The 21260-nt window shown below is 70.0% G+C and carries 17 protein-coding genes and 1 pseudogene; 12 read left to right on the top strand and 6 right to left on the bottom strand.

Annotated features, from left to right (window positions below; genetic code table 11):
• Positions 1-283 (bottom strand): annotated as a pseudogene (locus ACPYOM_RS12915) (sugar ABC transporter permease); the annotation flags it as partial.
• A gap of 52 nt (positions 284-335) precedes the next feature.
• Positions 336-1661: an ABC transporter substrate-binding protein gene (locus ACPYOM_RS12910; protein ID WP_481346267.1), complete on the bottom strand. Its 1326-nt coding sequence runs from the start codon at positions 1659-1661 to the stop codon at positions 336-338.
• Between the two features lie 138 nt (positions 1662-1799).
• On the opposite strand from ACPYOM_RS12910, the gene ACPYOM_RS12905 reads away from it, so the two are divergent.
• The 8 genes from ACPYOM_RS12905 (at position 1800) to ACPYOM_RS12870 (ending at position 12286) form a co-directional block, all read left to right on the top strand.
• Positions 1800-2996, top strand: coding sequence for a LacI family DNA-binding transcriptional regulator (locus tag ACPYOM_RS12905; protein WP_481346266.1), 1197 nt, complete (start codon positions 1800-1802; stop codon positions 2994-2996).
• 107 nt (positions 2997-3103) lie between these two features.
• Positions 3104-4144 (top strand): LacI family DNA-binding transcriptional regulator, encoded by a 1041-nt coding sequence (locus ACPYOM_RS12900; RefSeq protein WP_481343688.1) that lies wholly within the window; start codon positions 3104-3106, stop codon positions 4142-4144.
• Positions 4141-5121 (top strand): ABC transporter permease, encoded by a 981-nt coding sequence (locus ACPYOM_RS12895; RefSeq protein ID WP_481346265.1) that lies wholly within the window; start codon positions 4141-4143, stop codon positions 5119-5121. The genes ACPYOM_RS12900 and ACPYOM_RS12895 overlap by 4 nt, the downstream gene beginning before the upstream one ends.
• Positions 5118-6071, top strand: coding sequence for a carbohydrate ABC transporter permease (locus tag ACPYOM_RS12890; protein ID WP_481346264.1), 954 nt, complete (start codon positions 5118-5120; stop codon positions 6069-6071). The genes ACPYOM_RS12895 and ACPYOM_RS12890 overlap by 4 nt, the downstream gene beginning before the upstream one ends.
• 142 nt (positions 6072-6213) lie before the next feature.
• Positions 6214-7800: an ABC transporter substrate-binding protein gene (locus ACPYOM_RS12885; protein WP_481346263.1), complete on the top strand. Its 1587-nt coding sequence runs from the start codon at positions 6214-6216 to the stop codon at positions 7798-7800.
• Positions 7797-9965 (top strand): glycoside hydrolase family 32 protein, encoded by a 2169-nt coding sequence (locus ACPYOM_RS12880; protein ID WP_481346262.1) that lies wholly within the window; start codon positions 7797-7799, stop codon positions 9963-9965. The genes ACPYOM_RS12885 and ACPYOM_RS12880 overlap by 4 nt, the downstream gene beginning before the upstream one ends.
• Before the next feature lie 48 nt (positions 9966-10013).
• Positions 10014-11009, top strand: coding sequence for a glycosyl hydrolase family 32 (locus ACPYOM_RS12875; protein ID WP_481346261.1), 996 nt, complete (start codon positions 10014-10016; stop codon positions 11007-11009).
• A gap of 125 nt (positions 11010-11134) precedes the next feature.
• A complete protein-coding gene (locus ACPYOM_RS12870; RefSeq protein WP_481346260.1) occupies positions 11135-12286 on the top strand; it encodes a glycosyltransferase in 1152 nt (383 codons plus the stop codon).
• Between the two features lie 42 nt (positions 12287-12328).
• Here ACPYOM_RS12870 and ACPYOM_RS12865 read toward each other — a convergent pair whose 3' ends face one another.
• Complete coding sequence (locus tag ACPYOM_RS12865) at positions 12329-13567, bottom strand: glycoside hydrolase family 32 protein (protein WP_481346259.1); 1239 nt, start codon at positions 13565-13567, stop codon at positions 12329-12331.
• Positions 13564-14922, bottom strand: a complete 1359-nt coding sequence (locus tag ACPYOM_RS12860) for a glycoside hydrolase family 172 protein (RefSeq protein ID WP_481346258.1) — start codon at positions 14920-14922, stop codon at positions 13564-13566. Before ACPYOM_RS12860 ends, ACPYOM_RS12865 begins: the two co-directional genes overlap by 4 nt.
• Positions 14923-15119: 197 nt before the next feature.
• Here ACPYOM_RS12860 and ACPYOM_RS12855 point away from each other — a divergent pair, with 197 nt between their 5' ends.
• The 4 genes from ACPYOM_RS12855 (at position 15120) to ACPYOM_RS12840 (ending at position 19483) form a co-directional block, all read left to right on the top strand.
• The gene (locus tag ACPYOM_RS12855; RefSeq protein WP_481346257.1) at positions 15120-16127 is read left to right on the top strand and encodes a LacI family DNA-binding transcriptional regulator; all 1008 of its coding nucleotides are present in this window, start codon (positions 15120-15122) and stop codon (positions 16125-16127) included.
• A gap of 187 nt (positions 16128-16314) precedes the next feature.
• Complete coding sequence (locus ACPYOM_RS12850) at positions 16315-17637, top strand: ABC transporter substrate-binding protein (protein ID WP_481346256.1); 1323 nt, start codon at positions 16315-16317, stop codon at positions 17635-17637.
• Positions 17638-17696: 59 nt separating this feature from the next.
• Positions 17697-18566: a carbohydrate ABC transporter permease gene (locus ACPYOM_RS12845; RefSeq protein WP_481346255.1), complete on the top strand. Its 870-nt coding sequence runs from the start codon at positions 17697-17699 to the stop codon at positions 18564-18566.
• Positions 18563-19483: a carbohydrate ABC transporter permease gene (locus ACPYOM_RS12840; RefSeq protein WP_481343341.1), complete on the top strand. Its 921-nt coding sequence runs from the start codon at positions 18563-18565 to the stop codon at positions 19481-19483. Before ACPYOM_RS12845 ends, ACPYOM_RS12840 begins: the two co-directional genes overlap by 4 nt.
• A 383-nt stretch (positions 19484-19866) precedes the next feature.
• Here ACPYOM_RS12840 and ACPYOM_RS12835 read toward each other — a convergent pair whose 3' ends face one another.
• Positions 19867-20355, bottom strand: a complete 489-nt coding sequence (locus ACPYOM_RS12835; RefSeq protein ID WP_481346254.1) for a hypothetical protein — start codon at positions 20353-20355, stop codon at positions 19867-19869.
• Between the two features lie 391 nt (positions 20356-20746).
• Positions 20747-20956, bottom strand: coding sequence for a dodecin (locus tag ACPYOM_RS12830; protein ID WP_481343343.1), 210 nt, complete (start codon positions 20954-20956; stop codon positions 20747-20749).
• Positions 20957-21260 lie beyond the last annotated feature (304 nt).

Genomic DNA, 21260 nt, shown 5'->3' with positions numbered 1-21260 from the left:
GCCCCAAGGCGTTGAACAGCAGGGCCGTGGCGAGGCCGAGGGCGAACTCGCACGTCACGACGAACACGGTGTAGACCACCGTGCGCCCGGCCGCGGCCCGGAAGTCGGCGGAGCCGAGCACGTCGGTGAAGTTGCCGAAGCCGACGAACTCGCTCGTACCGGCGAGGGGCTGGGTGTCGAAGAGGCTGTCCCAGCACAGCTTGACGACGGGCCACGCGACGAACGCCGAGAGGAACAGAGCCGCCGGCACCATGAGCAGCAGGGCGAAGCGTCGGTCGCTCACGGGCTGACGCAGGCGGGACGGCGGCGATGGTGCCGGCGTGCTCGTGGTCATCTCACGACACCAGCGACCCGACCTGGCCCTTGGCCGCGGAGAGCAGCTGGGCGTAGTCGGCACCGGGGACGAGCGACTTCTGGAGCATCGGCACGAGGACGGTGTCGACGATCTGCTGCCACTTCGGCGTCGCCGGGCGCGCCTTGGTGGCGGGGCCGTCGAGCGTGGCCGTGAGCGCGGCGAAGTGCTCGTAGCCCGACTTGCCGGCGTACTCGGCGAAGGCCGACTTGCGGGCGGCGAGGCCGAGCGACGACTTGATGCTCAGCGCGTTGTTGTCATAGGCGAACTGGATGAACTTCGTGGCCTGCTCGGTCTTTCCGCCCGACTTGGGGACCGAGAGGTACCACGGACCCGGCACGCCGCCGACACCGGCCGAGCCGCCGATCATCGGGGCAGCACCGACCTTGCCATGGATCGGCGAGTCTGCCGGGATGAGCGGGAAGGCGTGCGCCCAGAAGCGCATCATCGCCGTCTTGCCCTGGTTGAAGAGGTTCTGCGCGCCAGCCCAGTCGACCTGTGCGGCGCCTGGAGGGGCGACCTTGAGCTTGTTGTTGAGGTCGCTGTAGAAGGTCAGCGCGGCGAGGTGCTCGGGGCTGTCGATGATGACCTTGCCGGACGGGTCGAGCACGAGGCCCTTGGCGCCTGCCTGGCCCACGTGGGCGAGCCACTCCGTCTCGACGGCACCCTTGACGTCCGTCCCGTACAGGGAGGTGCCCCGGGTGAAGAACGCAGCGGCGTCCTGGAACTGCTGCCACGTCGTGGGCGGCGCGAGCGGGTAGCCGTACTTCTTCTCGAACGCTGCCTTCTCCTTCGCGTCCTCGAAGAGGTCCTTGCGGTAGAAGAGGATCTCGGCGTTGGTCCAGACCGGCATGCCGACGTAGGCGCCGTTGATCTGCGCCCCCGTGACCAGGGACTCGAAGAGGTCGCCCTTGACGGCGTCGGTGAAGAGGGCGTCGAGGGGCGCGAGCGCACCGGCGAAGGTCGGCAGCCACACGGCATCGAGTGCCGCGACGTCGAAGGAGACGGAGCCGGCCGACAGCTCGGTCTGGAGCCGGTTGAACAGGCCGTCGTAGGGCAGCTCGACGAGCTCGACCCTCGTGCCGGTCTGCGACGTGAAGCCGGCAGCGACCTTCTCGAGCTCGGCCTTGCCGCCGGCCTCGACGAGAACCGAGAGGGAGCCGGACGAGCCGGTACCCGCGCCGCTGCTCGCAGGGGCCGGGCCACCGGCCGCGCACGAGGCGAGCGCGGCGGTGGCGCCGGTCAGGCCGGCGAGCTGGAGAAAGGATCGTCGGGACCAGCCGGGCGTCGCTGGTGATTGCGGGTTCATGGTGCCTCCACAGGGACGGGGCGACAGCGGGTGACGGGTTCTCCGAGGACCGGCTCCGTTGCCTGTTAACTCGTGTTAACGGGCCGTAATTAACTCGTGTTATTGTCACGTGTCAATACTTCGTCGGACGATGGGATGGTGACGACCGTGCCCCAGAGCGACTCCCCCGGCCGGATCACGCGGCCTGCCACGGACACCTCGACCCCCCGAACCGGCGCCGGCGCGACCGGCGCGACCGGCGCGGTCGTCCGCCGTCCGCGACAGCGCGACGTCGCCGATCTCGCCGGCGTGTCGAGGACGACGGTCTCGCTCGTGCTCAACGACGTCGAGGGCGTGGCGATCCCGGAGGAGACCCGACAGCGGGTCTGGGACGCCGCCGCCCGCCTCGGGTTCCAGCCCGACGCCGTGGCGCGCAGCCTGCGTGGTGGGCACAGCAACATCGTCGGCCTGGTCACGAGCGAGATCGCGACGACGCCGTATGCCGTGGCGATCATCAAGGGCGCACAGGACGCCGCCTTCGAGCGCGGGCAGACGTTGCTCGTCATCGACACCGAGGGCGAGCAGGCCGCCGCGGTCGACGCCGTCGCCCGGCTGCGCCAGTGGCGCGCCGACGGGCTCATCCTCGCCACCGACTACCACCGCCAGGTCGAGCTACCGCCCGGCCTCGGTGACCTTCCCGTCGTGCTCGTCGACTGCTTCGTGGAGGCACCGCCGGCTCCGACCACCGTCGACCCGGATGCCGGCGCCGACGTCCCCCGTCGACCCCTGCCCACGGTGCTGCCGGACGAGGTGCAGGGTGGGCGGCTCGCCACCCAGACGCTGCTCGACGCGGGGCACCGACGCATCGGGTTCATCAACGGACCCGACACCTTCCCCGCCTCGGCCGGACGGCTCGAGGGCTACCGCGCAGCTCTCGAGGCCGCCGGGGTGGACTTCGACGAGCAGCTCGTGCGCCCCGGCGACTGGTGGCAGGAGTCGGCCTCCCGTGCCGCCACGGAGCTGCTCCGCCTCGAGGACCCGCCGACCGCCATCTTCTGCGGCAACGACTGGATGGCCATGGGCGCCTACGACGCCCTGCGCGAGCTCGGCCTGGCGATCCCCGGGGACGTCAGCGTCATCGGCTTCGACAACCGCGTCGAGATCGCCGACCACATGCGCCCGCGCCTCAGCACGGTCGCCCTCCCCTACCGGGCCATGGGCCACGAGGCGGTCCGCATGCTCCTCGACGGCGAGCCACGCTCTGAACCGGTCCTGCTCGAGTGCCCCCTCGTGTCGCGGGATTCCGTCGGCCCACCCCCGCACGGTCGCGGAACCACGCGTCGACTGGTGCCCTGACGCGACGACCGGCATGCGCAAGGACGACAGACCCCTTGACCGGCACCAGCCGGCGCGGCTAGATTCGCCGGCGACCGAGTTAAACGTATAACGGTTAGGAGTTCGCGATGGCGCGAACCGGCGGTCGGGGCGGCCCGACGATGAAGGACGTCGCACGGGAGGCGGGCGTCAGCCAGGCTGCGGTGAGCCTGGTCCTCAACGACGCCGCCGGGTCGCGCGTCTCGGCCGAGACCCGTCAGCGGGTGCTCGACGCGGTGGACCGCCTTGGCTACCGGGTGAACTCGGCCGCCAAGTCGCTCCGAGAAGGCCAGTCGCGCCTCATCGGTTTCGTCGGTGACACCGTCGCGAGCGAGCCGTTCGCCGGTGACCTGGTCGAGGGTGCGCAGGACCAGGCATGGGTCGACGGGCACCTCATGCTCATCATCAACACGGGCGGTGACCCCCTCATCGAGGAGCGCGCCATCGACTCGCTCCTGTCACGCCAGGTCGACGGCATCGTCTACGCGTCGATGTACAACCGCCGCCTCAAGATCCCGCCGCTGCTGCGCGAGGTGCCGACCGTCGTCGTCAACGGCACGGCGGACGACGGCTCGCTCCCCGCGGTCGCGCCCGACGAGTACACCGGCGGACTCGAGGCCACCCGACACCTCGTCGAGCACGGTCACGAGCGCGTGGCCTTCATCAACATCGCTCCGGCCGAGTCGATGCTGCCGGCGGTCGTCGAGCGCGAACGTGGCTACGTGGACGCCCTCACCGAGGCGGGCCTGCGCATCGACCGGACCCTCGTCAAGTACGGCGACGGTGACGCCGTGGCCGGTCACCGGCTCGCCACCCAGCTGCTCCGGCGCAAGCGCCGGCCCAGCGCGATCTTCTGCGGCAACGACCGCACCGCCTGGGGTGCCTACCTGGCCGCCGGCGAGCTCGGCCTCAAGGTCGGCACGGACGTCTCGGTGGTCGGCTTCGACAACATGCCGGTCATCGCGCCACACCTGCGCCCAGGCCTCACCTCGATGGAGCTGCCGTTCGCCGAGATGGGGCGGCGCGGCGTCGCTCGCCTGCTCTCGGGTGACACCGACCCCACCGTCGAGCTGCTGCACTGCCCGCTCGTGTCCCGCGGGTCGGTCGGCCGCCCGGTGCCCGCGTCATGACCGCCCTCACGCTCCGGCGACCGAAGCAGGAGGCACCGGGCGCGGGGCCGCAGGCCCCTGCACCCACGACCGGCCCGTCGCTCGCGACGCGGATGGCGGCCCGGTGGCAGCTGTACGCGCTCCTCGCCCCTGCGCTGGTCTACCTCGCGCTCTTCAAGTTCTGGCCGATGTACGGCGTCCAGATCGCGTTCCGCAACTTCAACCCGTTCGACGGGTTCGCGGGCAGTCCGTGGGCCGGCCTCCAGCACTTCCACCGGTTCTTCACCTCACCGCAGTTCGCGACCCTGCTCGAGAACACGCTGGGTCTCGCGGTGACCAACCTCGTCGTCGCCTTCCCGGTGCCGATCATCCTCGCCCTCATGCTCAACCAGCTGCCGGACGGGCGGATGCGTTCGGTCGTCCAGGCGGTCCTCTACTCGCCGACCTTCATCTCGACCGTCGTCGTGGTCGGCATGCTCTATCTGTTGCTGTCGCCACGAACCGGCTTGGTGAACAACGCGATCGAGCTCCTCGGCGGACAGCGCATCCTCTTCATGGGATCGCCCGAGTGGTTCCGGCCGATCTTCGTCGGCACGACCGTCTGGCAGGAGTCCGGCTTCCAGATGGTGATCTACCTCGCCGCGCTCGCGAGCGTCGACCCGGCCCTGCACGACGCCGCCCGGGTCGACGGCGCCAACACGTGGAAACGCCTGCGTCACGTCGACCTGCCCGGCATCGCGCCGACCATCGCCGTGATGTTCCTCCTGGCGGTCGGCAACCTCATGAACGTCAGCTACGAGAAGGCCCTCCTCATGCAGACGCCCCTCAACCTCGAGACCTCCCAGATCATCCAGACCTACATCTACCAGGCCGGCCTCCAGCAGGCGCAGTTCAGCTACAGCGCCGCCATCGGATTGTTCAACTCGCTGCTCAACCTCGCCCTCCTGCTCACCTTCGCGCGGGTCGTCTCCCGCCTCCAGCGGGGAGCCGGGCAGTGAGCGCCCGCACCGCCCCCTCCCTGTCGCGTCCACGGGCCGTGGGCCCGAGGCATCCCCGCACCCGTCGGCGGTCGGCGGGTGAGCGCACCTACACCGTCGTGGCCGGCCTCGTCCTCGGCGGAGCGGTGGTCGCGATCCTGTACCCGCTGTGGTTCATCCTCGTCGCCTCGTTGAGCGACCCCGACGCGGTCAACGCCGGTGCGGTCTGGCTGCTGCCGCAGGGGTTCACGACGGACGGCTACACGCGTCTGCTGTCCGACGCCACGGTGTGGCGCGGCATCGGCAACTCGGTGCTCTACACGACGCTCGCCACGGTCGTCAGCTGCTCGCTCGTGCTGACCAGCGGGTACGTCCTCGCCCGGCGGGACCTGCCCTGGCGACGGCTGCTCACGGTTCTCTTCATGACGACGATGTTCTTCGACGGCGGCATGATCCCGCGCTACCTCGTGGTCAAGGACCTGGGCCTGCTCGACTCGGTGTGGGCGATGGTGCTGCCGAACGCACTGGCCGTGTGGAACGTCATGATCGCTCGCACGTACTTCCGGTCGGCCCTGCCCGAGGAGCTGCGGGAGGCCTCGCAGCTCGACGGGGCATCGGAGTTCCGGCACTTCTTCTCCATCGTCCTGCCGCTGTCGAAGCCGCTCGTGGGCGTCATGGTCCTCATCCACCTCGTGTGGAACTGGAACGCGTTCTTCGACGCCTTGATCTTCCTCGGTGACGACACGAGGTACCCGCTGCAGCTGGTGCTGCGCAACATCCTCATCCGCTCCGAGGTCGCGGCCCAGGGCAACCTGACCTCCGACCTGGCCTCCTACGCCGAGGCGCAGCGGGTCGGCGAGCTCGTCAAGTACGCCATGGTCGTCGTCTCCACCCTTCCCCTGCTCGTCGTGTCCCCGTTCGCCCAGCGCTACCTCAACCGCGGTGGCGTCTCCGGCGCGCTCAAGGCCTGAGCGGTCATACGTATAACACACTGCCGCTCGACCTTCCTCCGGACCTCGGAAAGACCGCTCCACCCGCACCGCCGCACCACCCCAGCACAACCACCGAACGCACCGACGGCGCTGCCGTTCGGTCCCGCGCCAAGGAGTACCCATGAAGAAGACCCTCGCCGTGGTCGCCGCCCTGAGCCTCTCGCTCGCGGCCGGCTGCTCGGCATCCTCGGACGCCGCAGACGGTCAGGCCGGCACCGGCTTCAGGACCACCGGCCTGCCGATCGTCACCCAGCCGATCACGCTCACCTTCACCGGCAGCAAGGCCCCGCTCGCCGACCTGCCCGCCATGAGCCTCGTCAAGCAGTGGCAGAAGGACACGAACGTCGCGATCAGGTGGCAGAACCTGCCCCTCGACGCGTACAAGGAGAAGAAGAACCTCATCCTCGCCAGCGGCGACCTGCCCGATGCGTTCTACAACTCGGAGCTGAGCGACTCCGACATCATGACCTACGGCTCGAACGGCACCCTCATCCCACTGGAAGGCCTGATCGACAAGTACGCCCCCAACCTCAAGAAGGTCTTCGAGCGGCGACCGGCCCTCAAGGCGGCCGTCACGGCAGCCGACGGCCACATCTATGCGCTGCCCAGCGCGGAAGAGCTCGACCTGGGATCCGTCCCGTTCTTCTGGTCGATCAACACGACCTGGCTCAAGAAGCTCGGCCTGTCGATGCCGCAGACCATCGAGCAGTACCACGACGTGCTGACCGCCTTCCACACCAAGGACCCGAACGGCAACGGCAAGGCCGACGAGATCCCGCTCAGCTTCATGAACAACTGGTGGTGCGCAGACGTCGGCGACCTCTTCGCCGCGTTGTCCGGCATGCCGGACAACGTCGACCACCGGATCGTGCGCGACGACAAGGTCATCTACACGGCGATCCAGCCCGAGTACCGCGACGCGATCGCGAAGCTGCACCAGTGGTACTCCGAGGGGCTCATCGACCCCGAGTCCTTCACCCAGAACGACAAGCAGTACCTGGCCAAGGGCAAGACGAACCCCGAGGTCCTCGGCTCGTACGTGTGGTGGGAGACCGAGGAGGTGGTCGGGCCCGGCCGGACCAAGGACTACGCCCTCATGGGCCCGCTCCAGGGACCGGCCGGCAAGCTGGTCGGACGCTCCAACAACGTCGACTACAGCCGCAACGCGTTCGCGATCACCCGGGCCGACAAGTACCCCGAGGCGACGATGCGCTGGGTCGACCGCCTCTACGACCCGGTCATGTCGGCCCAGGTCGCGTGGGGTCCGATCGGCGAGGGCCTGCAGAAGGACTCATCCGGCGTGCTCGTCGCCACCCCGCTCAAGGCGGGCGAGGACGCCGGCGAGCGCCGCCAGAAGATCGCCCCGAACGGCCCCCACGTGGTCCTCAAGGAGGACTTCCAGTCGGTCGTCGCTCCTGAGCCGCGGGCGGCCCAGCGCGCCAAGGACCTTCAGCAGATCTACCTGCCCTATGCAGAGAAGCAGTCCTACCCTCTCGTCTTCTTCACCCAGGACGAGCTCGCCCGCATCGGCCAGATCGGGACGGACGTCAAGGCCATCGTCGACGAGAAGCGGGCCGCCTGGATCGTCCGCGGCGGGATCGAGCAGGACTGGGACGGCTACGTCGCGTCGCTCAAGCAGGCCGGCATCGACGAGCTCGTCTCGATCTACCAGGCCGCCTACGACCGCAACAAGAAGAACAGCCGGTGACGAGCGTGCAGGCGCCGGCGGGTCTCCGCCGGCGCCACCTCGTCGGGGGCGGGCGCACGTCCCGCCTGGCCGACCTCCTCGCGGACGATGCTGCGGTCTGCGCGTCGGTCGTCGTCCTCACGCTGGACTACGCGGCCGTCTCCCTCGGCTCGGTCACCGGCGGCGTCTCGGGTCTGGTGAGCTGGTCCGAGGACGGTGGCGGCAAGGACGGGGGTGGGCGTGTCGTCCTGGGGCTCGACCGCTCGGGCCGCCCCTGCGTCGAGGTGCGCACGAGGGCAGTGCCGGGACGGGTGGACACCGTGACCGCCGCAGAGCCCGTGCGGCTGGGCGACTGGCACCGCTTCGGTCTCGTCGTCGGGGACGACGAGGTCGGCCTGCACGTCGACGGGCTGCTGGTGGGGTCGGTGCGGCTCCCCGGCGCCTCGCTCCCGGCGCCCGGGGACGTCCTGGTCGGGGGTCGTCACGACACCGCCCTCTGCGACACAACCTCCGGCGGGACCCTCCTCGCGGGGGAGAGCGTGACCGGCGTGGTCGGGGCGGTGGGGCTGGCGGGCCATCGCGACCGCGCCAGCGCGTCGGCAGCCCTGCACGACGACGGTCCTGCCGACCATGCGCCGGTCGACGTCGTGGCAGAGCTCGCCCGCTGGCGTCGGACGGACCCCTACCGGCCCACCTTCCACTTCCTGCCGCCGGCGCACTGGATGAACGAGCCGCACGCGCCGATCCAGGTCGGGCGTCTGCACCACCTCTTCTTCCAGTCCAACCGCACCGGCGCGCACTGGGGCGGCATCGAGTGGGGACACGCGGTCAGCACCGACCTCGTGCACTGGCGACACCTGCCGCCGGCCCTCTCGCCGGTGGACACCCCGGTGGCGCCCGACGGCGTCTGGAGCGGTGGCAGCGTCCTCGACGACTCGGGCCGACCGATGCTCTTCTTCACCGCAGGTGACGTCCGCTGCAGCCCGGACCAGTCGGTCGCCGTGGCGCGCCCGCGGGGCCTGGGCGCAGCCACCTCGTGGGTGGCTGACGCCGAGCCCGTGCTGCGCATGCCGACGAGCAAGGCCCTCGTGCCCGGCCAGTTCCGTGACCCCTTCGTCTGGCGTGAGGGAGAGCTCTGGTTCATGCTCGTCGGTGCCGGCGTCGTCGGCCGGGGTGGCACGGCGCTGCTGTTCGAGTCGCGCGACGGCGAGACGTGGCACGAGGTGGGACCGCTGCTCGTCGGTGATGCGGCGCGTCATCCGGAGGTCGGGCAGATGTGGGAGCTGCCCGTGCTGCTCCCCGTCTCCTCCCCCTCGGGGCGGACGGCCCACGTGCTCCTCGTGTGCCCGTGGTGGGAGACGGTGCCCGAAGGGCGCGTCGTCGAGGTCGTCCACTGGCTCGGTGACTGGCATGCCGGCACCCGCTCCTTCCGGCCGTGGCACCCCGACCCTCGGCGCCTCGACGTCGGCCGCCACTTCACCGGCCCGAGCGGCAACGTCCTGTCCGACGGGCGCACCGTCCTGTGGTCGATCACCCAGGACGGCCGCACGGCCGCCGAGCAGGCGGAGGTCGGCTGGGCCCACAACGCCGGGCTGCCCCTCGAGCTCTCGCTCGGCGCCGACGACACGCTGCGCGTCGCCCCCCTGCGTGAGCTGGCGACGCTGCGCGAGGACGCGATCCTCGACGTCGACCGTGGCAGTGCGGTTCCGGAGGAACCGGCCGGGAGAGATCCGGCCGGCGAGACGGTCACGGCGCCCGGCGCCGTCGCGGAGCTGCCGGTGGCCCCGCTCGAGCTCGACGTCCGGTGCGCCGCGGTGGCTGGCACGGTACGGGTCGACATCGTGCACGGCCACGACGAGCTGCATGCATCGGTCGGGTTCGACTGCGGTACAGGCCTCTTCCAGGTGCACCGACCCGACGCCCGGGCATACGACACGTGGAGCCCGACCGAGCGCGATGGTGCCGTGACGCCCCGCGCGGACGGGCGCCTGCGGCTGCGGGTCTTCCTCGACGGGTCGATGTTCGAGGCGTACCTCGGCGACCGGGCCGCCCTCACCACCCGGGTGCGACCGCCGGCTGGCGCTCGACTGCGCGTCGTGCTCCCACCGGAGGCTGCGGACTGGAGCGTCCGGGCCTGGCGCCTCGGTCGTGCCGACCTCACGCCACCGGCCGAACCGGTGGACTGACCACCTTCTCCCTGCCCTTGCCCACCGCCCACTGAGGGGACTGCTCACGTGCTGCTGTTCGACGACCACTGGACCTGGGACTTCTGGACCGCCGTTGACGGCCCGGACACCCACCTCTACTTCCTCAAGGCGCCGCGGGCGCTCGGCGACCCCGACCTGCGGCACCGCAACGCCACGATCGGCCACGCGGTCTCCCGCGACCTGCGCGAGTGGACCGTCCTCGAGGACGCGCTCGCTCCGGGCGCACCCGGGGCGTGGGACGACCTCGCCACGTGGACGGGCAGCGTCGTGCCCGACGGTGACCGCTGGTGGATGTTCTACACCGGCATCGGTACCGACAGCGACGGCCTGCGGCAGCGGATCGGCCGCGCCCACAGCACCGACCTCGCGTCCTGGACCAAGGATCCCGGCTTCGTCCTCGACGCCCCGGACATGTTCGAGCAGCTGGACCCGTCGGTCTGGCCGGATCTCTGCTGGCGCGACCCGTGCGTCTTCGCCGACCCCGAGCACGGCGGTTGGGCGATGCTCGTGACGGCACGCGTGCCGACGGGCCCGGCCGATGCCCGGGGTGTCGTGGCGCTGCTGCGCTCGAACGACCTCCGCACCTGGACGCCGATCGGGCCCGTCACACCGCTCGGCGACTGGGGCCATCTGGAGGTTCCGCAGGTGGTCGAGGTCGGTGGCCGGCAGCGCCTCGTCTGCTGTGCCTATGCGGCCTGCACGAGCGCGGAGCGGCAGGCACGGGTCGGTGCCGTGACCGGCACGCACTACTTCGTGGGCGACAGCCCCACCGGCCCGTTCGTGCCGGAGTCGGACGACCTCTTCGCCGCCGACGAGGCGGGCTCGCTCTACGCGGGCAAGATCGTCACCGACCCGATGACCGGTGGCCCCGCGCTGCTGGCCTTCCTCCAGTTCGACGCCGACGGCCGGTTCCTCGGTGGTCTCAGCGACCCTGTCCCGATCGACGTCCTGCCGGACGGATCCTTGAGGCTCCGACAGTCGCCGGAGCGCGTGGTGCAGGACGCCTGCACCCTGTTGCGCTAGCGAGGGCCGGCCACCCGGCGCACCGAAGCAGCCGGAGAGGGCATCGGGCGTTGCACGCGTCGCTTGCGCTGGTGCTGCTCGTGGCGAAGGCTGTGCACGGAGGCTGGTCGACGTGGAGAGAGCGCATGCGGATCCTGTTCAGCGCGTGGCCCGGGTACGGGCACCTGTTGCCGATGGTGCCGCTCGTCGGTGCGGCGCAGCGGGCCGGTCACGACGTGGTCGTGGCGACCGGGCCCGACCTCGTGCCATACGCGTCGAGCCTCGGCGTGGCGACCGTGACCGCGGGTCCCACTGCGGCCGAGTCCTACTCCCGCCTGCCGAGCGACGTGCCGATCAGCCGACTGCCGGCCTCCGAGCAGACAGCCTTCGCAGGAGAGCACCTCTTCGGGGCGGCCGGCGTGGTGCGGGCACGCGACCTGGCCGTGTTCTGCTCGACCTGGAAGCCGGACCTCGTCGTGCACGACCCGCTCGAGCTGGGTGCTGCGGCGGTGGCCGCAGACACCGGGACGGCTCAGGTCACCCACGGCTACGGACCCATGCTCGCCGTGAACGAGGACATGATCCGCGTCATCGGCTCGACGCTGGCCAGGGCCTTGGGCGTCGATCCGGCGGAACGGGTGTTCGCGGCGCCCTACCTGGACATCTGTCCCCCCGGTATGCGGACACGACGTCCGTTGGCCTGGAACGACGTTCGCTCGCTGCGCCCCTGGGCCGGGCCGCCTGGGGACGGCTCGGTCGCCGGGGCGATCGCTGCCCTGCCGTACCCGGACACGGTCTACCTCACCCTCGGCACGGTCATGAACCAAGCCCTCGACGTGTTCCGAGCCGTGCTGGACGCAGCCGAGGACGTCGCGGTCAACGTCGTGACGACGACGGGACCCGGCCTCGACCCGGAGGCGATCGGCCCGCTCCCGAGGTCTGCCCTCGTGTACCCGTTCCTGCCGCAGGCGGATGTGCTGCCCTCCTGCTCGGCCGTCGTCTCCCACGCCGGCGCCGGCACGATGCTCGGAGCGCTCTGCTTCGGGCTCCCCCAGCTGTGCCTGCCCCAGAGCACCGACCAACCGCTCAACGCGGCCCTCCTGGTCGCCACCGGCGCCGGGCTCTCCCTGTCGCCGGACGAGACACACAGCGCGACGGTCGCCGCCGCGCTGCGCACGCTGCTGCACGACCCGTCGTACCGGGAGGCAGCGGCGCGGCTGCGCACCGCGATCGAGGCCCTGCCCCACCCCGACGCCGTGGTCGACGAGCTCACGGCCTGGGCCCGTTCGTCAGCGTGAGGGGCGCAACCACCGGGATGCCTGCGCTGCCCGGGCCCGCTCTCAGCGGACGAGCGGGTACACCGTCGCATCGTCGCCGACCACGTGCAGCGACTCACCGCGGGGTTCGGACACCAGACCCAGTACTCCACTGGGGCAGGCGATCTCGATCGTCTGCGCGTCCAGGAGCACACGGACGTCCCCGCCCGCGAACGGCATGTCCCAGCGCCGTCCGCCCGCCCGAGCGACGAGCATCCCGCCACCGACCTGGAGGCCGACGACCTCCTCACCCGCGCTGGTCACGACCATGCTCGCGCCCTCCCGAGGTGACCACGTGACGTCGGCCGCGAGCCCGGGGACGAACCCACCCGGCACGGCAGCGGCCCGGTACCGTTCCACGTCCGGGTGGGGCGTCGCGGTGAGCCGGTCGCCCTCGACCCCTAGGACGTACGGGACGCTGTGGGCGCTCGCCCAGCCGGCTTCGGCATCCTCGACCCCGCGCATCCAGAACAGGAGGCAGGGCCGGCCGTCGGCGTCACGGAAGAAGGACGGCGCGTAGTAGCTGGGTCCGTACGTGAGACGGCCCCACGTCTTGGCGTCGAACTGCCCTGCCCCGTAGCTGCCAAGCGCATAGCCGGCGTAGTGCAGCACGTCGGCGTCCCACACCGAGGACACCATGGCATGGACACCGTCGACCTCGATGACCTGCGGGCACTCCCAGAGGGCACCGAGCCAGACCGGGTCCCGCTCGTCCGTCGACCGCTCCAGGGCAACACCCTCGTAGGTCCAGGTCTCCAGGTCGTCGGAGCGGTAGCTGAGGGCCATGGCCGTCCCGTCGGCCGTTCCTGCGCCGACGAACATGCGCCACGCGTCGGGGTCACGCACGATGAACGGGTCGCGGTAGGCGATGAGCTCGAGCTCCTTGGGGGCGTCGACGACGATGCCTCCCTTCTGCCAGGAGACCCAGTCCGGACCGGTGGGTGTGGCGACCCGGATGCGACCGATCCCGAAGTCCGGCACCGTCGTCGCCGTGTAGAAGATGCGTGCCGCGCCGTCGGGCCCGGTGACGAGCGAGCCGGTCCAGATACCGTCGTCGCCGTCGCCGGGCGCGATGGCGACCGGTAGGGGCTTGAGGGACAAGAGGTCCGGCCCCACGGCATGGCCCCAATGACAGCTGGGCGCCCACACGGTGCTGCCGGGGACGTACTGGTAGAAGGAGTGGTAGAGGCCGTCACGGACCGTGATGCCGTGGGGGTCGTTGATCCAGCCCTGTTCGGCGGTGAAGTGGAAGCGGGGCCTCATCTTTGCTCTCCTGCGTCGTAGCGGGCGCGGACGGCCCGGGCGATGGCCACGTTGCTCTTCTCCCACTCGTCCACCTGGCTGCGTCGCTTCTCGCGGAGTGCATCCCGTCTGGCGACGAAGTCGGCCATGCGCCGCGCAGCCGTCTCCCTGGCCCGACGCTGTTCGTCGGTCAGCTCCGGCAGCGGAGTCTCGATGACGCGATCCATGGGCCGCAACGGCAGACGCTGCTCCACCGGCGGGAGGTCGAGCGCCGGCGACGGAAGCGTCTGGTACCAGTAGGCCGTCGAGGACCAGTCGTCCGACAGGTGGTTGCCGTGGCCGTGCTCGAAAGTGACCCGGATGCGCCTGTCGAACCGGATGGGGTCGACCATGTGGAAGCGGTAGCTGTGGTGGAAGCCCGGCACGTCCTCTTCGTGGACGATGGTCCCGTTGAACTGGAAGGCGTTCCGCTGCATGCCCCAGGCGTGACCGAAGTAGTCCTCCATCCCGGTGCCGTGCAGGCTCGGCGGCCACGAGTCGTCGTCGATGAAGATCATGTCGTCACCCTCACCCCACCACGATCCCTGGAAGTGACGGACGGCGAGGGTGCAGCCGACGTAGTGACCGCGGCCCTCCGTCTCCAGCGCGACGTAGTTGTCCTTGCCGTCGAGGTTGGCCACGGTCGTCTCGATGCTGTTGGCCTGCAGGTCGGGCGCCCAGCCCCGGTTGGGCAGCGCCCTGCGCCAGTGCGCGTGGAAGTACAGGGTGTCGTCGGGGAGTGGCTCGGGGACGAGCTCGTAGTCGATGTAGAAGTACTGGAGGTAGGGGATGTCGTTCTGGTTCTCCACGACGATCCTCGCGCGCCTGCCGAACGGCATCCGGAAGTAGCTGTTGAAGGCAGCCGAGCCACCGAACGTGTGCAGCTCCGCCTCCTTGGCCGAGACCGACAGCGGTAGCGAGTCGTACGTCCCGGACAGCGAGTTCATGAGGCCGAAGAAGTCCCCGAGCGGTGCGACCACGCTGGGGGTCTCCTGGTCGTCCCAGTACATCTTGAGGACGACCTTGCGGTAGTAGTCCGGGTCCACGACCTCCCAGCTGACGCCGAGGGCGTTGTGGATCTCGAGCATCGGCACGCCGACGACGGCGGGGTCGATCTGTCCCGGACCGGGCTGGATGCGGCACGACTGGGTCATCCAGATGTGCGTGATGTAGCCGGGGCCCTCGAGGTCGGCCAGAGTCCTGGACTCTCCGGGCATGACGATCCAGTTGTCCTGGTTGCGCCCCGTCTGGTCGAAGCTCGACGCGCGAGCGGTCCGGGCTCGACGGGCCCGGGTGAGGTCGCCGAGCAGGCCGCCCGGTGGCTGGTGCTGGGTCACGGTGGTCCTTCCCTGAGCCGTCGGCCGCCGTGGGAAACGGCGCTCGATAGGCATCGAAACGTTTGCGTAGCCGGATGCTACGTCCCGCTCGATTCGGAGCGCAAGGATGCCCGAGAAAGCGCAGGTGAGACGCCCAGATACCCCGATTCGGCCGTGGGCCCTACACTTGCGCAAACGATGCACTGGAGAGGGAAGTCATGGCGACGATGGTGGAGGTGGCGCGACGCGCCAACGTGTCCGTGTCGACGGTGTCCCACGTCCTCAACGGGACACGGCACGTCGAGGGGGAGACGCGGCAGCGCGTGCTCGCCGCGATCGAGGCGACCGGCTACCGCCAGGACGCCCTGGCCCGGGCGTTGCGACGGGCCAAGACCGACAGCATCGGGCTGGTCGTCTCCGACGCCGGCGAGCCGGCCTTCGCCGCGATGGCCCATGGCGTCGAGCACGCAGCGGTCGAGCACGGGCTGACCCTCGTCCTCGCGAACTCCGCCGAGGACGCGGACCGGGAGCGGAAAGCCGTGCAGACGCTGCTCGACCGGCGCGTCGACGGCCTCATCCTGGCCCGGGCCGCCGAGTCGGACCCGGGCCTGATCGAGTCCCTCGAGACCGAGAAGCCACCGACGATCCTGCTCGACCGCATCTTCCCCATGCTCCCGTTCGACCAGGTCGGCGCCGACAACCGTGCCGCGATGCGGGAGCTGAGCCTGCGGCTCATCGACCGCGGCCACACACGCATGGCGATCGTGGCCGGCGACACCCGTGTCCCGACGCTCCACGAGCGGCTCGACGGGTTCACGAGCGCCCTCTTCGAGACCCGGCAGTCCATCCAGGACCAGCACATCCTGACCGGCACCGAAGACGACGGCGTCCGAGCCGGCCTCCGGACCGCCCTGACGTCCCAGCGCCCCACGGCGGTCATCGCGAGCAGCACGCCGCTGGCCGTGCTGGCACTCCGGACGCTCGCCGAGGAGGGTCTGCGCGTCCCGGACGACATCGCGTTCGCCACGTTCGACGGCTTCGACAACTCGGACCTGTTCCGCCCCCAGGTCACCACGGTGCGCCAACCCGCCTTCGACATGGGTGTCGCCGCCGTGCAGCTGCTCGTCGAACGCCTCAGGACGCCCGAGGCCAGCCCGCGGACGGTGCGGCTGCGCCAGCACATCGAGTGGCGTGAGTCGACGGAGGCCTGGGTACCGCAGGCCTGACCACGTTCCGGACGAGCGCCACGACATGACGCTTGACACCCTCGCGGAGCCGCTCTACCGTCGGACAAACGTTTCGCGCAAACGTTTCGCCGATTCACGGCTCCACGTGATCCGTCACCCCGGGTGCGCACCCGTGGCACCCCACCTGAGGCGGCCGAAACCGCCTCGCTCATCGAAGGAGATGAAAGTGTCCATCTCGTCCCTCAGGATCGGGCCCACCAGACGCGTGGTCATCACGGCCGTGGCCGCCGCGACCCTCTCAGCCGGTCTGGGCGCCTGCTCATCCCACTCCGGCGGTGCCGACGCGTCCGGCAGGACGACGATCACGCTGTCGATGCAGAACCCCGACGTCAAGACGGCCGACCCCGCCACCTGGGCCATCGTCCAGGCGTTCGAGAAGGCCAACCCCACGGTCACCGTGCAGGTCACCGGCGAAGCCGTGGCCGAGCACCTGCAGAAGCTGTCGATCGCCGCCCAGAGCGACACGCTGCCCGACGTGTTCTGGGTCTACAAGGCCAACGCCGAGGAGATGGTCCAGGGCGAGAAGCTGCTCGACCTCGCCCCGGTCCTCAAGGAGCTCGGCCTCTCGGACAAGTTCCCCAAGAGCACGCTGACGAACTTCACCGCCGGACAGACCGTCTACGGAGTGCCCTACCAGGGCCTGCTCACCGGGCTGTGGGTGAACAAGAAGATCCTGGCCGACAACGGCATCAAGCAGCCCGAGTCGTTCGAGGACCTGCTCGCCGCGGCGAAGACCCTCAAGGCCAAGGGCGTCACGACGATCTCCAACGGTGCGAACCAGTCGGCCTTCAGTGTCTGGAGCTTCCTGACCGACCTCAGCCGCTTCGGCTACGCCGACAAGATCGACGGCATCCTCAAGGGCACCCAGAGCTACGTCAACCCGGACTTCCTCCGGCTGTACCAGCACATCGCCGAGCTGCGCGACGCCGGCGCGTTCGCGTCCAACGTGTCGACCCAGACCTACCAGCAGGCCGTCGACCAGTTCACGAGCGGCAAGGCTGCCATGCTCGACGCGGGCGTCTGGGCCTCGAGTGCGATCCAGAAGTCGCCCGTGGCCGCGAACGTCGGCTTCTGGGCCGGCCCGAAGTTCTCCGACGGGGTCGGCGACCAGAACATCATCATGAACGTCGCCTCGGCGCCGCTCGTCGTCAGCGCCAAGGTCTCCGAGGACGAGGCGAAGCTCGCAGCCGTCAAGAAGTTCATCGCCTTCTACTACAGCGACGCCGCCCAGCAGCTCCTCGTCGACAACGGGCAGCCCCCCGTGACGACGTACCAGCCCAAGGTCGACGCCAAGTCCCAGAGCGCCTTGAAGGCTGCGCTCGACGCTGCAAGCGCCCCGGGCGTCACCAGCCCGGAGTCGCAGCCGGACCTGCTCGTGCCGACCGCTGTCGCGAACGCGATGTACGACAGCATCTACGGCGTGATCCAGAACCAGCTGACCCCCAAGCAGGCGCTCGAGCTCGTCGAGACGGCGATCAAGTCCAAGTGAGCCCGGTGTGGCCCGGCTTGCGCCCGGGGCCACACCCCACCTTCAGAAAGCCACCTCTCGTGACCTGGATCAGCTCCCGCTGGAAGATCTCCCTGATGCTCGCGCCGGCGCTCGCCTTCTTCACGGTCTTCGTCGCCTATCCCGTCGGGTACTCCCTGGTCTTCAGCCTCACCAAGTTCCAGGGCTTCGGAAAGCCCTCCTTCATCGGGCTGGGCAACTACTCCTCGCTCCTCGACGACCCGTTCTTCTGGCGCGCCCTGCAGAACACGCTGATCATCCTCGTCGTGAGCATCGTCCTGCTCGTGCCCGGCTCGTTCGGGCTGGCGCTGCTGCTGCGACGCAGCGTCCGCGCCGGCGGAGCCCTGCGGGCCCTCGTCTTCGCGCCCGCCATCATCGCGCCCATCCTCGTGGGCCTCATCTGGGTCTTCCTCCTGGACCCGAAGATCGGCCTGCTCAACCGTCTGCTCGCTCGCATCGGCGTCGGTCCCGTGCAGTGGATCGGCGGCGACACCCTGACCCCGTACGCGGTGGCCCTGGTGTTCATCTGGAGCAGCGTCGGGTTCGCGATGACCATCTTCTACGCCGGGCGGCAGGTCCTGCCCGAGGACGTCATGGAGGCGAGCGAGCTCGACGGAGCCACCGGCTGGCAGCAGCTGCGCTACGTCACGGTGCCGATGATGCGTGAGACGTTCGCCATCGTCACGATCCTGATGATCACCAACGTCTTCAAGATCTTCGAGCTCGTCTACATGCTCACAGGTGGTGGTCCGGTGCACCGGTCCGAGACGCTCGTCAGCTACATGTACTTTTTCACCTTCACCAACCAGAAGTACGGCCTGGGCATGGCGCTGGCCGTGCTGATCACGGCGCTCGGCGCCATCGTCTCGGTCGCCTACCTCGTGGCATCCCGTGAGCGGAGGTCCTCATGAGCACCACCACCAGCCCGCGCCCCACCCGCGACCTCCGGAGGACCACCGTGGCCGACCCCCAGCCGGAGGCCGGCAGCGACGGACGCAGCCGGCGCCGCACCGCGGCCCTGATCGCTGGCGCCGGTGCCTACCTCGTCACGTTCCTCATCATCCTGCCGTTGCTGTGGATCGTCCTGCTGTCGTTCCAGCCGAGCGGCAACATCCTCGGCAACCCCTTCTCCCTGTCCGGGCTGACGCTGGACAACTACCTGGCGGTCCTCAGCTCCACACCGTTGCTGCGGATGTACGGCAACACGTTGCTCATCGCGACCGTCTCCGTGACCGTCGGCGCGGCGATCTCGTTCATGGCAGCCTTCGCCCTGACTCGGATGGTCTTCCGTCACAAGCGAGTCCAGTCCAGCCTGCGTTTCTACATCCTGGCGGGGCTCGCGGTGCCCGTGTACATCCTGCTGTTCCCCGTCTACCGCCTCGACCTCACCCTGGGCGTCTTCGGCTCCTACGCCGCGCTCATCCTGCCGTACGTCGCGGTGTCGGTGCCGTTCAACACCTTGCTGCTGACCGGCTTCCTGCGTGAGTTCCCCACCGAGCTCGAGGAGGCCGCCATCATCGACGGCGCCGGCCTGTGGCGGCTCTGCTGGACGGTGGTCCTGCCCCTGATGCGGCCGGTCATCGCGACGATCCTCATCTTCAACGTCGTGTACGTCTTCAACGAGTTCCCCTTCGCCTCGATCCTCATCAACGACCCCGACATGGTCACGGTGTCGCTGGCCGTGTCACGGTTCCAGGGCCAGTACACCGTCGACTACGGCGCGATGATGGCGGCCGCGACTCTCGTCCTGCTCCCCCAGCTCGTCATCTACGCCCTCTTCCAGAAGCAGGTCATCGCCGGCATGACCGTGGGCGCCGTCAAGGGCTGACCATCCCGGGCCTGGCGTCCCCGGCGCGGTTGCCGCTCGCTCCGGGACGAGCGGCACCCCGTGCTCGCGGACAGGTGGGCGTCGGCCGGGCGCACACCGGCACCATGGACGGCCGATGACGCCACCTCCGCCCCAACCCGGGGTCCGGACAGCGACAGGGTCCCCGATGGGCCCGAGGCGTTCCTGCCCGCTCGCCGTACCGTCGTCAGCGCGCTGTTCGGCGGTGGAGTGGCTGCCGCGGCCGCCCTCACCGGATGCTCGTCACCACCCTCGGCGGACGTCCACCACCCGACGGGCCGGTCGGAGGCCCGCGCACGCCCGAGTCGCCGTTCGAGCGGCAGGCCCGCGGCCTCGCGCCCCGGCGCGGTGGTTCGCTGCCGGTGTCAGACGGGCAGGAGGCGGAGCGAATCGAGGGTGCGCTGTTGGTCGACCAGGGCGCGAGGCGTAGTGTCCTGGAACCACGATCGCTCGATCACCACGCGCTCGCCGTGGACCATCACGATCCACAGCTCGACGAGCTCGTGCTGGGCCGCCATGGGGCGGTACGTCATCACCCCGCCGTTGTCACACCGGTCGGCCTGCGGGTCATCGAGCCGCGCCACCAGGTGAACACCGGACCCGCCGAACCGCGCGACGGGGGCAGCGGGTTCGATGACGGTGAAGGGATACCTCGACAGGATGGCCCGGGCGAGGTCGGCCGGCGTCGGCCCGGCCTCGGCCGGGGGACGTGCCTGGGCCTGGCACGGCCCGTACGGGAGCGCATCGAGCTCCATGACGCGGATGCCGGCGTCCTCCCGCAGGTAGGACGGCGCCTGGATCACGACCCCCTGCTCGAAGAGCCACCAGGTGTCGCCGGAGAGCGTGAGCTCCACGGCCAGATGCGAGTGTGGGGCAGCCGGATAGAGGTTGCCGGGCATTCGCAACCGGTAGGTCGCTCCAGGTCGGAGGGCGTTCAGGGTCCGGAAGGCGTACGCATCGCGCTCCACGACGTGCGGCGCCTCAGCCAACCGGTAGCTCCGGTCGACGGCGTGCGACCCGGGTGTCCCCTCGACCCTCGTGGCTGCCGTCGTGACCCGGCCCGGATCCGGGCCGGGCGGGCTCGTTCCTCCGCCCGGCGGACCGACGCACGCGGCTAGCCCGGCCGCGAGTGCGGCGGTGACCGACAAGCGCCAGACATCCAGGCCGCCGCGGCCGGGAGCTCGGGCTCGTCTCGACGCGGGCCGGTCCTGCCGGCAGGACACCGCGGTTGCTCGACGAGTCCGCTCAGTCCTCCATCCGGAAGCCGAGCTTCACCGTGACCTGCCAGTGGGCGATCGCCCCGTCGGCGAGCTGACCGCGCACGTCCTGGACCTCGAACCAGTCGAGGTTGCGCAGCGTGGTGTTCGCTTTCGCCACGGCGTTCGCCACCGCCGCCTCGACGCCGTCGGGAGAGGTGCCGACCACCTCGGAGATGGCATACACGTGATTGGCCATGCTTCTCGCCTCCAGTGCACGGTGCCCGGGCTCTCCGAGCCGCCACCCCACGGTAGTCCCAGGGCGGCATGCGGATGGGCCGGCCGGGATCGCGACGCCAGCGCTGACGCGGGGACCCGGGCGGGACGGAGCCCGGGCGAGGTGGCCGGACCACACAACCGAACGCTGGAACTGTTGACAGTCAACGCCGACTCCTCATATGGTCGACCATCGACCAGAGCGGATGCGACCGCTCTGGGACCGAGCACCAGGAGGACCCGTGGTTTTCGCACCGCCGAAGTTCGTCACGTTCGACATGAACGGC

The organism is Monashia sp. HAY1-2A (assembly GCF_056755315.1).
The sequence above is the reverse complement of the archived record's forward strand: the minus strand, read 5'-3'. Positions and strand labels throughout refer to the sequence as shown.

Excerpts from the sequence above, each read along its gene's own strand:
- ACPYOM_RS12910 (WP_481346267.1), bottom strand. The coding sequence starts at position 1,661 with ATGAACCCGCAATCACCAGCGACGCCCGGCTGGTCCCGACGATCCTTT.
- ACPYOM_RS12900 (WP_481343688.1), top strand. The coding sequence starts at position 3,104 with ATGGCGCGAACCGGCGGTCGGGGCGGCCCGACGATGAAGGACGTCGCA.
- ACPYOM_RS12895 (WP_481346265.1), top strand. The coding sequence starts at position 4,141 with ATGACCGCCCTCACGCTCCGGCGACCGAAGCAGGAGGCACCGGGCGCG.
- ACPYOM_RS12885 (WP_481346263.1), top strand. The coding sequence starts at position 6,214 with ATGAAGAAGACCCTCGCCGTGGTCGCCGCCCTGAGCCTCTCGCTCGCG.
- ACPYOM_RS12870 (WP_481346260.1), top strand. The coding sequence starts at position 11,135 with ATGCGGATCCTGTTCAGCGCGTGGCCCGGGTACGGGCACCTGTTGCCG.
- ACPYOM_RS12865 (WP_481346259.1), bottom strand. The coding sequence starts at position 13,567 with ATGAGGCCCCGCTTCCACTTCACCGCCGAACAGGGCTGGATCAACGAC.
- ACPYOM_RS12855 (WP_481346257.1), top strand. The coding sequence starts at position 15,120 with ATGGCGACGATGGTGGAGGTGGCGCGACGCGCCAACGTGTCCGTGTCG.
- ACPYOM_RS12840 (WP_481343341.1), top strand. The coding sequence starts at position 18,563 with ATGAGCACCACCACCAGCCCGCGCCCCACCCGCGACCTCCGGAGGACC.
- ACPYOM_RS12830 (WP_481343343.1), bottom strand. The coding sequence starts at position 20,956 with ATGGCCAATCACGTGTATGCCATCTCCGAGGTGGTCGGCACCTCTCCC.